Origin of the sequence: Rathayibacter sp. SW19 (assembly GCF_030866825.1) — a bacterium.
GTDB lineage: Bacteria > Actinomycetota > Actinomycetes > Actinomycetales > Microbacteriaceae > Rathayibacter_A > Rathayibacter_A soli.
The window spans coordinates 3,842,073-3,857,997 of the sequence record NZ_CP133020.1 but is presented as its reverse complement, the minus strand read 5'-3'; the positions used below and the strand labels follow the sequence as shown (position 1 = coordinate 3,857,997).

Sequence of the window (15,925 nt, the reverse complement as noted above, 5' to 3'; positions counted from 1 at the left end):
GTCAGCTCGGGCGACTTGGGCGGGCTGGCGCTCGGATCGCAGACCGGTGACTCCATCATGGTGAGCACGGATGCCGCCGGCTGGGGCTGGTCGGTCAGCTTCCCGTCGGCTCCGGCATCCGATCACATGGACCTGCCGACCGTGCTGCGGCACGAGCTCGGTCACTTCCTCGGCCTGGAGCACACCACGAGCGGCCTGATGGCCCCGACGCTAGAGCCCGGCCAGTCGTGGCCGGTGGACGCATCGCTACTCCCCTCGGCAACGCCTGCGCTGGCTCCGGCCGCGACGGCGGCGCCGGCTCCGGCCGCGGCGGCGGCGGCGGCTCCGGCCGCGGCGGCGGCGGTTCCCTCTGCTTCTGCTCCGGCCGCTTCTGTGCCCGCCGCCTCTGCTCCGGCCGCCTCGACCACAGCTGCCTCGACTCCGGCCGACACCGCAACGAGCAGTTCGAGCCAGGCTCCTACCGGCGCTCCGGCGCTCGGAGCATCCTCGCCTTCTGACGCATCCGACCCGAGTACTCCGAGCACGGGCACGGTCACGACGCCGGCCGCCGGCGTGACCCCCGCCACGGGAATGATCGACGGCCCGAGTCCAGTGAGCACTCCTGCCCCGGCGACGACGGCGCCGAGCACCACCACGACCACGACGACATCCGGCGTCAGCAGCGCCAGCCCGAGCGCACCCGCGTCGAGCACCCCGGTCATCACGGCGACGCGTGCTCCGCTGGTGTGGGTGAGCAGCGGGTCGACGCTCACCCTGAACGCCGGCAACCTGACGCTCGTCGGCATGCTGAACTACGACCCGGCGAGCGGCACTGTCGGGTACCGTGACGGCGCGACGGGCACCATCACGCGAGCTCCCCTCGGTGGCGTCACGCACATCGCCATCGTCGGTGGCGCGGGCAACGACGACGTGGCGATCGATTCGGCCGGCGCTCCTGCCGGGGTGACCTTCAGCTTCGACGGCGGCGGAGGTGTCAACACCATCCGCGGCCCTCCCGCGGACACCCAGTGGTCGATCACCGGCCCGGACAGCGGCAGCTTCGGTGCCGTCTCCTTCATGAACGTCGCGAATCTCCTCGGGGCGGCGAACAACCGCGACACCTTCACCCTCGAACCCGGCGGATCGGTATCTGGGCTCCTCGACGGGGGCGCGGGCGGCTACGACAGCCTCATTATCGCCGGGCACCGCCAGTCGGTGGTGTCGACCGGTACAGACCAGCACTCCGGAACCGTCGTGATCGACGGAACGCCCCTGCGCTACGCCGGACTGGAGCCGGTCGTCCTTCCCGGCGGATCTTCCTCGGTGACGGTCAACCAGACCGGGGTCGCGGTCGTGACCAACAACGGCGACGGTACCGTGACGGTCAGCGGCAGCAGCGAGTCGACCACGTTCACCGAAGCGGGAACCACCAGCCTCACCATCACGTCGCTTGCCGGCTCTGTCGCCATCAACGGCAATCTGAACATCCCCGGCGCCACCCTGAACGTGCAAGCGCAGTCGATCACCGTCAACGGGGTCGTGATCGACACCCAGAGCGCGGGCGGCGACGGCACCATCACGTTCCAGGCAGCCATGACCGACAATGGCACGCCGGGCGTGGGATCGCTCACCGCGTCGCCGGGAGCCTCGATCGTCATCACAGGAGCGACGCTGCAGGGCGGAGCCATCTCCGTGGCGGCGACGGCGAGTTCTACGCCGAGTTCGTCCAACGTGGTCAACGTCGTGACCGTGACCTCGGATGCCACGGTGTCGCTCGTCGACACGAAGGTGATCTCCAGCGGCGACGTCACCGCGACCGCCACGTCCACCGTCGGCGCGAGCGCTGTGTCGAGCGCAGCCGCAGGAAGTGGCGTGCCCGCAGTCGATGCGGCCTTCTCCAAGGTGAACGTCACCAACGACGCGACGACGAACATCTCCGGCAGCTCCACGTTCCAGGCCACCGGCGCTGTCACGCTGGCGGCGAGGACGAACACGAACGTGACAGCCAGCGGTGACGCCCTTCTGGCAGGCGGCGGAGCCGGTGTGGCGCTGGTGACCCTCAACGAGTCCACGAAGTCGTACATCGACGCCGGCACATCCGGGAACACGGCGAGCGGCTTGTCGGTGACCTCCGACACCGCCAACACCCTGACCACGGATGCCGCAGCCAGCCCCGGTGGCGCCACCGCGAACACCGATGGATCGGGCTCGCCCATCACCCCGGCGGCTCAGTTCCTCGGTGGAACCGCCATCACCGCCCTCAGCCCGCTGGCCGCTGCCGCAGCGCTCGCGGTCGCCAACGTCACCACGAACACCCAGGCATACATCGCGCCGGCGAGCGGCACCTTCTCGGCGAACGTCGGAACCGGCACGGTGCTGGTGCACGCGGCCGGCGGCGTGGATGCCCCGGTGACGGCCGACGGCCACTCGGTGCTGCGCACGGCCACCGGCATCGGAGCCGCGGTCGCGGTCGACGTCGCGAACGTCACCGACGACGCGCACATCGGCGGCAACACCACACTGACCGCCGGCGGCGTCACCATCGAGGCGCCTGCGACGAGCGACACGTTCGACACCAACGCCACCGCCGGCACGGGGACCGCAGTGAACGTGTCGGGGAGTGGAACGGGCGGCAGCTTCGAGGGCGCGTTCGCACTGAACTCCGTCACGGTGAACCACTCGGCCACCCTGGCGCCGAACGCCGTGCTCACCCTGCCGGCCGCGGCAGATGTGACGCTGACGAGCGAGCACACCACGGAATCGACCACCAATGCGCTGCCCACCGGCAACTTCTTCACACCGCAGACGGCGGTTGCCGGCTGCAGCACACTCACTGACTGCAGCACCATCTGGCTGCCGTTCCCGATTCTGCACACCAACGGCACGGGAGCAGGGTTGCCGGCAGTCACCGGCGACAAGGTGACTTACTCCAATGGCGGCGGCACCAGTATCGGCGGCCTGGTGATGGGCGGCACGTATTACCTCTACTGCCCGAACACCTGGACGCCGGGTGTGTGCACGCCCGATCCGAACCCTGGCGACGCGACCTTCGGACTCACGCCGGTCGAGTTGATCTCCGGCAGCCTGTACCCGGCCGTGCTGCCCGGTGCGTTCACGCAGAGCCTTGCACTGCCGCTCGACCCCACCGTCGCCGCCGGCGACTTCCACTTCCTGCAGCTCGTGCAGACCCCGAGCGACACGGTCGGCATCGGGGCGGGCGTCGCCGTGAACATCGTCAATGACACCGGAACGGCGTCGCTCGGCGACGGGTCAACGCTGACCGGTGCGCGCAACCTCACCCTGTCGGCGACCACGAACGACTCGTCCACGCTGCAAGCCAAGTCCGGTTCCACCGGCTCGAGCGTGGCCATCACTCCTGTAGTCTCCGTGGCCATCTCCAACGTGACCACGAACGCGAACATCGGCACCGGTGCACTTCTGATCCTCAATGGGGCGTTGAGCGCCACCGGAACGCAGTCCGCCGCAGTGACGACCGGTGCGAGCGGAGACACGACCTCGGATGCCGGCATCGGCGTCTCCGTCGCCGTGAACGACGCCGACCATGTGGTGACCGCGACCACGGCGCGCGACGTCCAGGCGGTGGGTTCCGCTGCGTTCACGGCCAGCGGGGCGTCGTCGACCTCCGCCACCACCTGGGCGGGCACCGCGGGAGCGCCGGACGAGAACTCGAACCCGGCAGGCAACGTCAACCAGCAGGCGGATGCCTTCCTCGGCATGGCGAACAAGCTCGCCGGTTCCAACGACGCCAAACCGGGCAAGGACACCTCGACCCCCACCGCAGGCAGCGCCGAGGACTCGAAGACCCCGATCAGTGCTGCCGCAGCGATCTCGATCAATATCGTCAACTCGGTCAGCGATACTTCATTGCCGTCGGGTGTGACCGTCACCGTCATCGGCGGGCCGCTCGCACTGGCATCCAGCGGCAACACCGACGGCACCGCGATCGCCGACGGCGAGACCGCCACCGGAGGGGCGACCGTCGCAATCGGCGCCGGTGTCGCACTCAACCTCGTGAAGATCACGAACACCGCGAACATCGACCCCGGCGCGACCGCGACCACCGACGGCCTTGACCTGTCGGCCACCATGACCCCGGTCGGCGGAACGGATTGCACAGTCGAGGGCACGGACTGCACGAACTCGGAGGACGCCGAGGCGATCTCCGCGTCGTCCGGCGGCGGCACGGTGGGCATCAACGGCTCGGTGGCGCTGAACATCGTCTCCAGCACCACGAGCGCTCAGCTGCTGGCATCCGGTCCCAGCGTCGCGACCGCGAACGCTGGAACGGGCGACGTCGGAATGCACGCCGCCACCGACACCGACTCGAGTTCGAGCGCCACCCCGTTCCGGGATGCGTTCGACCCGAACGCCGCAGGCACGATCATCCCGAACCCGACCGGCAGCTCCGCCGACCTGACGACCATCGTGCTCGGCTACAACCTGACCGACGGCAACCTGCAGACCGGCCAAGCCGTGGTCTACCACACGGGCGGCGGCGACCCGATCGGCATCGTCAAAGACCCGCTGTGCATCCCGGTCATCGGCGTCGGCTTCACGCTCAGCTGCCCCAAGGCACTCGTGGACAACCGCACCTACTATGCGATTGTCGTCAAGCCCGGCTACATCGAGCTCGCCAGCACCTACGCAGCGGCGCTCGCGCTGCAGCCGATGGTGCTGGATCCCAGCGTAGCGACCGGGGACGCCCAGTACCTGGTGCCGGTGTCGAACGGGTCGGACGAGTCGCCGAAGGTCGGCATCGGCGCATCCTTTGGCCTGAACATCGACAACGTCGGCACGACGGCCGGACTCCAGAACGACACCGTGCTGACCGGTGGCAACGAGCTGGCCATCTCCGCCGAAGACGGCAACGCCGTCGACACGAAGGCTGTCTCCGGTGCCGACGGCGGCAGCGTGGGACTCTCGCCGTCGGTGGCGCTCACCATCGCGAACGTGACCACCCTCGCCTCGATCGGCAGCGGAAGCGGCCTGACTCTGTCGGGCGGCGCAGACCTGGAGGCCACGCAGCACGCCACGACGAAGAACGAGGGCAGTGGCGACGTGGATGCCGACTCCACCGGCATCGCGCTGGCCATCGTGGTCAACGTGGTCGCCGACGACGTCGAGGCGTACCTGGGCCGCAACCTGACCGCGGATGGCCCGATCAGCCTGACCGCCACCGGATCGTCGGGCAACGAGAGCAGCACCGACGCTGCGGCGCCGGGTGCGCCGGGCTCCTCGGCAGGCGGCATCACGACCTTCGCGAACAGGGTGCTCGGTCAGGGCAACGCGGTCTCCACCCTGCTCACCGGGCAGGGGGCATCCAAGACCACGACCCCAACGGCCGGCGACTCCGACACCAAGGGCAAGACGAGTGACAGCTCGCTGTCCGTGGCCGGGGCAGTCACCGTCAACGTCGTCACCACCACCTCGAAGGCATACTTGGCCGACGGTCTGACGGTGATCAGCACAGGCGGAGCGCTGGGCCTGGCGAGCTCCGCGAACACCGACGTCACAGCGGAGGGCAACGGGCAGACCGCCTCCAAGGTCACCGACGGCATCGGTGCAGGGGTGGCCGTCAACGACGTATCGATCACCAACATCGCCACCACGGGTGCATCGAGCATCGACGCCCAGGGCCTGTCGGTGACGGCGACGATGACGCCCGTCGCATCCGAAGATGGCGGCGGCACCGACGTCACGAGCACGGTGGAGGCGACCGCGAAGGCGGGGGCCAGCAACACCAGCAGCCTCGGCGCCGCCGGCGCGCTGGCACTGAACATCGTTTCGGCCGACACCGAAGCCACCGTTCCGGCCGGCGCGTCGATCGACGTGCACGGCGGCGACCTCACCCTGACGGCGACGTTCACTCAGGACGACGCGGCCGAGGCATCCGCCCGCGCCGGCTTCCAGACTTGCGCGGCTTTCCTCGGACTGCCGTGCAACCTGTCGGCGCCGATCACCGGTCAGGACAGCACCGGCAAGGGCACAGGGGTCGGGGCATCCGTCGCCATCCAGGTGCTCACCCCGACCACCACACTCGCCGAGATCGCCGGCGGCGTTCCGGTGACGGCAGGCGGATCGGTGGCCGTCACGGCATCCTCGGAGCGCAAGATCTCCACGGTCGCCGAAGCCGGAACACAGGGCGGCGACGCATTCAGCCCGGCCGTCGCACTGGTGGTCGACACGCAGGACCACACCTGGGCGATCATCGGTGCTGCGCCCACCGGGGCTGCACCGCTGATGCTCACCGGCAGCGTGACGGTGAAGGCCGAACACGTGGCGGACGCCGCAGAAACGGGGGCGAACGCCAACGTTGAGGCGGAGAAGGTCGGCGTCGGCGCCGCCGTCTCGCTTCCGCTGATCGTCGACTGGTCGACGACGGCGGAACTCGGCCGCAGCGTGATGGCCGACGACGTCGAGGTCGCCGCAGAGTCCGAGATCGACGCCGAGGCGGTCTCGAACGCCAGCGCGATCGGCGGATTCGACATCCCCAGCGGTGGAAAGACCGCAGACGACACCGCCGACTCCGCGGTGTCGAACGACCCCAACGCCGGCGGCAAGGGCGCGGACAAGGTGCCGTCCGCCGATGCCGCAGCGAAGCAGGGCGGCGACAAGGCGTCGGGTGAGACGGGCAAGTCGGGCGGCGGGGTCGGCGTCGCCGCCTCCATCGCCATCGTCTGGGTACAGGCCACCACCAGCGCAGCCATCGACCCGAACGTCACGGTCGCCGCAGACGGACCGGTCGACGTCGAGGCGACCCAGCTCACCACCGCGGCGGCCCGCGCACTGGGCATCGCGCTGAACCCGAAGGACGCCAAGACCAACATCGCGGCCGGGGTCGGCTTCAACTACCTGGACATCGGAGTCGGCGCGAGCATCGGCGCCGGAGCGACGGTCTCCGGCGACGGCGTGCGGGTGTACGCCGGCACACCGGTGGATCCGGGCACCGGCGCGGCCGAGTCCAACTCCGTGATCGTCTGGGGCTTCGCCGCCGCGGGCGGCAAGTCCAACCCGCAGGTCGGTGCCGCCGTCGGCCTCAACGTGCTGCTCTACACCACCTCAGCCCAGATCGGCGCGGGAGCCGATGTCAGCTCCACCGGTGAACTCGCGGTGATCGCCGGCAACCCGATGGGCCTGCAGAACCTGGCCGTCGCCGGGGCCCTGTCGAAGGGCGGCGTCGCGGTCGGCGCGGCGATCGCCGTGAACATCCTCGAGCCGGTCTCCACCACGGCCACTGTGCTCTCCACGACCACCTCGCCGACCACCCTGAACGCGGCAGGGGCCATCACGGTGCAGGCCACCTCGAGCCTCGGCCTGCTCGGCGTGGACGTCGGCCTCATCGCGTCCAACCTGCTGACCGCGCTGGAAGGCATCCCGGGGGTCGTGCTCATCCCGAAGCCCGGCAGCATCGTGGCCTCGCCCGCGATCTCCACGCTCGCCGTCGCAGGGGCAGCGGGAACGGGGGATGCCTCGGTCGCCGGGTCGTTCGTGGTCGACGTCTGGAGCCGCACGACCACCGCCACCATCGGCGACGGCGCACTGATCAACCAGGCGGGCACCTCCGGCCCCGGCCAGACGCTCACCGTGCTGGCCCGCGACGACACCGATCGGGTGGAGATCGCAGGCGGGCTGGGTCTGACCAACGGTGATGCGGGTGCCGGCGTCGCACTCATCGTCGGGGTCACCGACGAGACGGTGGCGGCCTCGCTCGGGGCATCATCGAAGATCGCCACCGGTGGCGACGTGAGCGTCAGCTCGGCCTCGACCGACCCGATCCTCGCGGTAGCGGCATCGGCGGGTGCCTCCGACGAAGCCGGCATCGCCGGTTCGATCATCGTCATCGTCACCAACCAGGCCGGTGGCCTGGGCACGACTGCCTCGATCGGCGGCGGCAGCGGCGCCGGCACGACGGTGCGCGCCGGTGGGAATGTGAGCGTGAGCGCGCACCAGAACGACTACGACCCCTCCTTGGCGATCACGCCCGACTCGACCAGCGACTGGCAGCCGGTGCAAACGTTCACCCCGGGTGCCGACTACGCCGCCGGCCAGATCGTCGGCGGACTCGCCGGTGCCTACGTGGCGACCGGCGCGGTGACGTCGGTTGCCGACACCCCGGGCTCGTGGGTGCTCGTGCCGATGTGGGATCCGACTGCCGACTACGCGACAGGCGACGTCGTGCAGTACAACGGTATCGCCTACCAGGCGCAGGCCGGCATCGTCGCGGCGTTCGACACCGACAGCGGGTTGCCGACGAACGCCTCGCCCGACACCGACGCCGCGGACTGGACCGCATTGACCTCCGCCGCCTGGGCCGCGGGGACCGACTACAAGGCCGGTGATGTGGTCGCGGCGGGCGGCAGCCTGTACCGCGCCGCGGTCGCCATCGGCAACTCCACGGACAACCCGGCCGACTGGCAGTCCGTCGGCCAGTGGATGCGCGGGGCGGAATACTCGACCGGAGACCTGGTCACGGTCGGTGGCATCGCGTACCGCGCCCTGGCTGCCGTGGCATCCTCTGTCGTCAGCCCCGATCTCGATCCGGCCGACTGGCAGCGCGCCGACACCTGGGTCTCGGGCGAAAGCTACGCGACCGGTGAGGTCGTGCTGTTCGGCGACACGCTCTACCAGGCGCTCACGGATGTCAGCGGCTCGACAGCAGACCCGGTGACCGACACCGCAGACTGGGCTGCGATCCCGGCATGGGTGTCCGGCGCAACGCACGCCCAGGGCGACCTCGTCGCGTTCGGCGACCTCGCTTACCGTGCGACGACCACGCTGGACGGCACGACACAGCAGAAGACACAGCTGTACTCCGGCGGACTCGCCTTCGGCGGCACGGCCGGGGTCGGGATCGCCTCCGCGATCCTGGTGCGTACCAGCCCGGTGTCGGCGACGATCGGCGCGTACGACGACGTGAGCTCGGCGGGCACGGGCGGTGTCGCGGCGGATGCCGAGCAGGCGCAGCCGCTCACACTGATCTCGGTGGCCGGTGCGGGAGGCGAGACCGCCGGGGTGGCCGGTTCGGTCACCATCGAGGTGATCACAGACACGACCACGGCGGGCATCGGAGACGACGCGAAGATCGACTGCGTCGGGTCAGCCTGCACCGATCCGGCAGACACAGCCACGGCGCCGCATCAGAACGTGACGGTGACCGCGCGCGACGCGACGACGCTGCTGGCGCTGGCCGGACAGGTCGCGATCGGCGGCGACGCGGGCGTCGGCGTCGGCGCCGACGTCGAGGTGATCAACAAGACGACCCAGGCCCAGATCGGCACGGGTGCCACCGTGCAGGCCAACGGCGACGTCGCCGTGACCTCAGGGTCGTCGGAGGGCATCACTTCGCTGTCGGTCGGCGCGTCGGTCTCGGGCGACGTCGCGGTCGCCGTGAACGCAGCCGTGCCGGTGGTGCACGTCACCACCACGGCGAAGATCGGCGACAACGCCTTCGTCGTCGCAGGCGGCAACGTGATCGTCTCCGCCGACGAGCACCTGACCATGACCGCTGTCGGCGGCAACCTGACGGCATCCGGCACCGCCGCGGTCGGGGCGGGCGCAGCCGTGCCGATCGTCACCAAGGACACCGAGGCATCCGTCGGCAACGGGGCCAGAGTGACCGCCGACGCCCTGCCCGGTCGCATCTCCTTCAGCACGGTGGCGACCGGCAGCTACCTGACCAACTCGACCGACAGCGGTTTCGATCCGCGCGGGTACACCGACGGGCCCGGCGGCACCTGCAGTGCGGCCGGATGCCAGGGTCTGCCCACGAATCTGCCGCCGTCGCTGCCGGCCGGCTCGGTGATCAACCTGGGCTACAACGCGGGCTTCGCGAACGGCCAGCAGGTGCTGTACGACAACGGCGGAGGCGCGAGCATCGCCGGCCTCACCAGCGGCAACGCGTACTACGTGATCGACGTTCCCGGGTATCCCACTTGGATCCAGTTGTCCTTGTCGCCGCGCGCCCCTCCGGGATGCACGAGTTTATGCACCCCAGGGCTCGTGCCCATCACCGGCCTCAGCCTGCCCAGCGGCCTGATGGGTGAGAACCAGCGCTTCGTCGCCGTCAACCAGCCGGGCGCGGCATCCGATTCCTCCCCCCGTTTCAATCCCGTCACCGATGTGACCGGCAACGTCATCACGCTGCCGTACGCCTCGACCTTCGCCACCGGTGACGCGGTCGTCTACAGCGCAGGCGGCGGCACCCCGATCGGCGGCCTGCAGGACGGCCAGACCTACTACGTCATCTGCGTCCCCGTCGTATCCGGCCAGTGCGGCACCAGCGCTTCGGGCGTCGGCCCCGGAGGCTTCGGCGGGCAGCAGATCGAACTCGCCGCCACCAAGGCCCTCGCCCAGGCCGGCACGTTCCTTACCCTCGGCGGTGGCGGCAGCGGCCGTTCGCAGAGCATCGTGGCAAGCGGCCAACTCCCCTCCGCAGATGCGAGCGCCAGCAACCCGCAGACCGCGACAGCCGGCACGCGGAGCGGGTTCGCGGGCGTCGCGGTCACCGCCACGAACAGCGACGAGATCTCCGCCTTGGGCGTGGCCGCCGGGTTCTCCGGCTCCGTGGCGGTGAATGTCTCCGGCTCGGTCGCCGTGGTCACCGTGACCACCAAGGCCTCGATCGGCGACGGCGCCCAGATCAACTGCAACCCGACCGACCCGGCCTGTGGCAGCGACGACCCCGCCGCCGCACCCGACCAGAGCGTGCTGGTCGTGGCCGGAAACAACTTCCACGAACTCGGTGTCGCCGCGGCGCTCGCCGTGGCCGGCGATGTCGGCGTCGGCGCCGGCGTTGCGGTCGGGGTGGTCGGCCTGACCACCACGGCGACCATCGGGTCGAACGCCACGGTCAATGCGGCGGGCGGCATCGCGCTGTCCGCCTCGGGTCAGGACTCGGTCGTCTCGGTGGCGGCCGTCGCAGCCGGCGGGTTCTATGCGGGGGTCGCCGGCGGCGTCTCGGTCACTGTGCTGAACCCGGACACCGAGGCGTACACCGGTACCGGCACCACGTTGAATGCCGGCGGAAGTGTGGCCGTGCTAGCGGCCGACGACACAACGTTGACCGGGGTTACCGCCACGGTGGGCATCGGCATCGGCGGTGTCGGCGCCGGGGTCGCCGTCGCGGTCGTCGACAAGACGGTCAAGGCGTACCTCGACGCGAACGACACCGTGATCGCGCTCGGCGCCGGCCCGAGCCTGGCCGGTGTCGACAGTGGAGCGCGCAGCGGCGCCGAGTTCGGCACCCTGACCGGCTTCACGGGGCTGGCGGTGCAGGCATCCGCCACGGAGCATGCGCTCGGCGTGGTGGCCGGAGTCGGCGGCGGGTTCGTCGGCGTGGCCGGCAGTGTGGGCGTGCACCTCTTCACGGTCACCTCCGAGGCGTACGTCGGCGCGAACACCACCGTGAACAAGAGCAGCAGCGGCGCTCTGATCGCCGGTGCTGCCGCCGGGCAGGGCGTTGATGTCTCCGCCACCGACGCGCTGGACACCCTCACCATCGCGGGCGGGGTGGCGGTGGGCGCGGGCGGCATCGCCGGCGCCGTCGACATCGGTGTCGCGTCCGTGAACGTGACCGCCTACCTCGGCACCGGAAGCGACGTGTGGGCGGGGGGCGCCGTGCAGGTGAACGCGCTGGCGTACAAGCACGTGCGCACCATCGCCGTCAGCGTCGGAGCCGGTGCTGTCGGCGTCGCGGGCGCCGTTTCAGTGTGGTCAGTGGGCACGGGCCCGTCTGACAGCTACCAGCAGAACGGCTACGGCCCGACGGTGGATGCCTGGACCGCGACCGCGAGCTACGCGGCCGGATACCTGGTGACCTACAACGGGCACCTCTACTCCGCCGTGGTGGCGAGCACGGGCGTGGCTCCGACCGACAATTCAGGCAACGTGGACACCGCCTACTGGACCGTGTCGAACCAGAGCCCGTCGACCGTGGCGCCGCAGCCGTGGACGTCCGGCATGGACTACCGCGTCGGCGACGTGGTGGCCTACGGCGGCCACACCTACGCGGCGCGCAAGAACCTCACCAACGACACCGTGACACCCGCCGCCGACCAGTACTCGTCGAGCCACACCGGTGGCGCCTGGAACCTGTCCGACCAGACCCCGACAGGGGGATCGGGCGGCAGCGCCCAGGGCGTCGGCGACACCGTGGCGAGCGGCAAGAGCAGCGGAAGCGCGGCCGGGTGGGGCTCGATCCTCTCCGGAGCAGACAGCCCGACCTTCGACCCGACCAAGACGTACGACGCAGGACAGGTCGTGCTCGACGCCAACGGCGACCACTACCAGGCACTCGACACGGTCGCAGGCTCGGCCGGAGACCCGTCCACCGACCCGGCCGACTGGCAGGATGTGCAGTCGCAGGCTCGGTACCAGAACGTGGCATCCACGACGGGCGGCGGCAGCGTGACGAGCCACGAGCCCGGCACCACGGTGGCGTCGGCGCCGTTCAGCCAGACCCCGCCGCCGTCTGGGACGTCGGCAGGGATCTACGGCTCCGTGCACGCCGGCGGCGACGTGAGCGTGAAGGCCGACGACGGCCTGGATGTCACCACCGTGGCCGGTGTCGCCGCGGTTGGGCTCGGCGCCGCCGGTGCCGGGGTGAGCGTGCTGTCGCTCGGACTGGCGACGAATGCCGGCATCTACGACGGTGCATCGGTGAGTTCCGGCGGAACCGTCGGCGTCGCCGCGACCCTCGAGGAGAACGTGCTCGGCGTTGTGGCGTCCGGGGCGCTCGGCGGATTCGCGATCGCCGGCCAGGTGCTGGTGGTCACCGACACCTCGAGCCAGCTGGCGCACGTCGACGACGGCGCCGCCATCGGCGAGGCCGCGAACGGGGTCGACGTGACCGCCACCGCGGATCGCACGGTTTCGGCATACGCCGTCGGGGTCTCCGCGGCCGGCGTCGCCGTGGGTGTGACGGTCGCCGTCGTCGAGGTCGGCGGCGACACCGGCGCCACGATCGGCGATGTCGCGATCGGGCCGGACCCGATCGCCGGCATCGACGTCGAGGCGACAGACACCTTCACCCCGACCGCGCTGGTCATCGCGGTGAACGGCGGGGTCGGCGACGCGCTGTCCGGAGCCGTGGACGTGATCGGGTACTCCGGAACGACGTCGGCGTCGTCGGGTGCGCACGGGACCGTCGTCATCGGCCCAGGGGGGGTGACGGTTGTGGCGACCGGCCATCACACCGGCATCGATGCGAGCACCGTCAACGTGTCGCTGTCTGCCGGTGCGGCGATCGGCATGACGGTTGCGATCGCCACCGACGCCCGCAACACCGAGGCGTCGCTGACCTCCACCAGCGACCTCGACACCACCGGTGCAGCCCGGGTCGCGGCGACGGCATGGAACGAGGCATCCGCCTCAACGCCCGGATTCGCCGTGAGCGCAGGCCTCTCCGCAGCGCTCATGTTCCCCGTCGCAACCGTCACAGGCGACACCCGTGCGCAGCTCGACGGCACCGTCACGGCCGGGTCGGTGAGCGTTGCGGCGAATGGTGAGAACCTGGCATCCGCGCACGCGATCGTCGCCGGCGTCGGTCTCGATGCCGGGGCGTCCGGGGCATATGCGGAGGCGGCCATCGCGGCCTCCGCCGACATCACCGCGTGCGTCGGGGCATTCGCCAGCGGCGCCTGCGGAGCAGACGACGCGAGCATCCACGCGACGGGCGCCGTCAGCCTGACGGCTGGCGCCCCCGCGACGGACACCAACGGAGACGCCTTCGCCGCGAGCGTCACCGACTGCGGCCTCACCGGCGGTGCGACGAATACCACGTGCGCGATCGCCGAAGGTGGAAGCGGCGGAATCCTCGGCGCCCTGACGGTGTTCATCTCGACGTCGACCATCGACGGATCGGTCGGCGCGCACCTCGACGGAGCGATCACCGGCTCCGGCAGTGTGTCGATCATGGCCGACGGCACCAGCGACGCCACCGCGAACACGCTGGCTGTCTCCGTCGCCGGTGGTGTCGCCTTGGCAGGCTCCGGCAGTGACGCCGAGATCGGCTCGGATGCCGGCGTGCTGGCCACCAGCACCGGTGCGGCGATCACCTCCGCCGGTTCCACGACCATCAAGGCCACCGGTGACAACGACGCCGAGTCCACCTCGAAGGTCGGCAGTGGCGCCATCGGGCTGGGAATCGCGGTCAGCATCCCGACGGCAAAGGTCTCTGCGCCGACGACGGCGGGCTACACGGGCTCGGTCACGGGCGGGACCGGCTTCACGATGACCGCCAAGGGCACGAACACGGCGAACGTGTCGGCGGTGGCCGGATCAGTGGGAATCCTGGGCGGCACAGGAGCGCACGGCGACGCCGAGATCACCAATACTGCTGTCGTGTCGAGCAGCGTCGGCGACGGTTCGGTGTTCTCTGCTGGCGGGGCAGCGATCTCGGTTTCCGCCACCGGCACGAACACCGCGACGGCCGACGTTCCCGGCGGCTCCGGTGGCGGCGTCGCGGTCGCGATCCTGGATGCGGAGTCGCACGTCGACGGCTCCGTCTCGGCCACCTTCGACGGCACGATGCCCACCGCGGCCGCGTCGCTGACCGTCGCCGCATACGGCCAGAACATCAGTGACGCGCACGTGAAGGTGGTCGCCGTCACCGTCATCGGCGGCGGCGCGGCATCGCAGACGACATCCGACATCGGCAGCGATGCCACGATCACGGCCGGCGTCGGGCAGGATGCCTCGGTCGCGACCACCGGCCTGGTGAAGGTGTTCGCCGGCGCTCCCGCCGGCCTGAGCGGCACGGTGACCGGCTGCGGGCTCGCGGCAGGCACCGACACCGCCTGCGCGCGGGCCGAAGGCGGTTCGGGCAGCGTCGTCGTGAGCGTGGCCTCCCTCACGGTCGACACCACCGACCTCGGATCGGTGCATGCATCGTTCGATGGCACGTTGACCTCGGCCTCGCAGTTGACGGTGACCGCCCAGTCGTCGCACGCAGCCGCCGCGACGGTGTTCGTGGTGAGCGTCGCCATCGGGGGCGGAGGCGACAGTGCCCACGCGTACGCCACGGTGGGCGACGATCAGCACACGGTCGGCCTCGACACGGCCTCCCTGGGTGCGAATACCGACATCACCGCGGCGGGCACCGCGATCTCGGTGAGCGTCACCCGTGGTGCGAATGTCACCGCCACCGGAAGCGGCGGAGCCGGTGGCCTCATCGGCGCGGCGATCCTCAACACCGACGCGAACCTCTACGGCGGCGCCCAAGCGTACGTCGGCGGGGGCGCGGTCGTCGGGACCACCACCTCCGCGCCCGCCGGACTGTCGGTCACCGCGACCGACACCTCCACCACCTCCTCGAGCGCGCTGACCGGCTTCGGCGGCCTCGGCGCCGGCGGCGGCAGCTATGCCAAGTCGACCACGGAGCCGCTGGTGGAGGCCTACGTCGGCCCCGGCACGCACATCGTGCTCGGCACGGCGGGCACTGACGAGCTGAAGGTGTCCGCCGATTCGAAGGACGCCGAGGCGGATGCCACCGGCAAGGCGTACGGCGGCGGCGGCGTGGCGGTCGGCGTTCCGCAGGCGACCGCGACCTCGAAGCCGACGGTGCACGCCTACCTCGGCTCCGGCACGACCGTCGTCGCCGGCGGCAGCGTGACCGTGAGCGGCGTCTCGGACTCGGCGCCGGCCGGCGCCCCGCTGACCGACGACCTCACCGGGATGACGCCGGACAGCGGCGGCGCGAACCCGGCATCCGACAACAGCCTGACGTTCCAGGAGCACGGCCTCTCCACCGGTGACCAGGTGCTGTTCAACCCGACCTGCACCCCGAGCGGTTTCAGCGGTCCGGCGTGCAACACGGTGTACAGCGTCATCGTGGTGGACGGCAACACGGTGCGGCTGGGCACCACTTTCGACGGCACGTCGGTCGACGCGGACACGCCTGGCACGTTCTCCGGCGTCGACGTCAACC

2 protein-coding genes (1 of these 2 running past the window's edge) are annotated in these 15,925 nt (G+C 70.6%); one reads left to right on the top strand and one right to left on the bottom strand.

Going from position 1 to position 15,925, the window contains the following annotated elements; genetic code table 11:
* Positions 1–161: 161 nt before the first annotated feature.
* On the bottom strand, positions 162–752 hold the full coding sequence (locus QU604_RS17845) for a hypothetical protein (protein WP_308465953.1): 591 nt from the start codon (positions 750–752) through the stop codon (positions 162–164).
* On the opposite strand from QU604_RS17845, the gene QU604_RS17840 reads away from it, so the two are divergent.
* Positions 730–15,925, top strand: the 5' end (the start) of a protein-coding gene (locus tag QU604_RS17840; protein WP_308465952.1) for a CLIPPER-2 domain-containing protein. Its footprint extends 19,547 nt past the window's final position; 15,196 of the gene's 34,743 nt are visible here — the first part of the coding sequence; it begins with the start codon at positions 730–732; its stop codon lies off the right edge, out of view. The genes QU604_RS17845 and QU604_RS17840 overlap by 23 nt on opposite strands.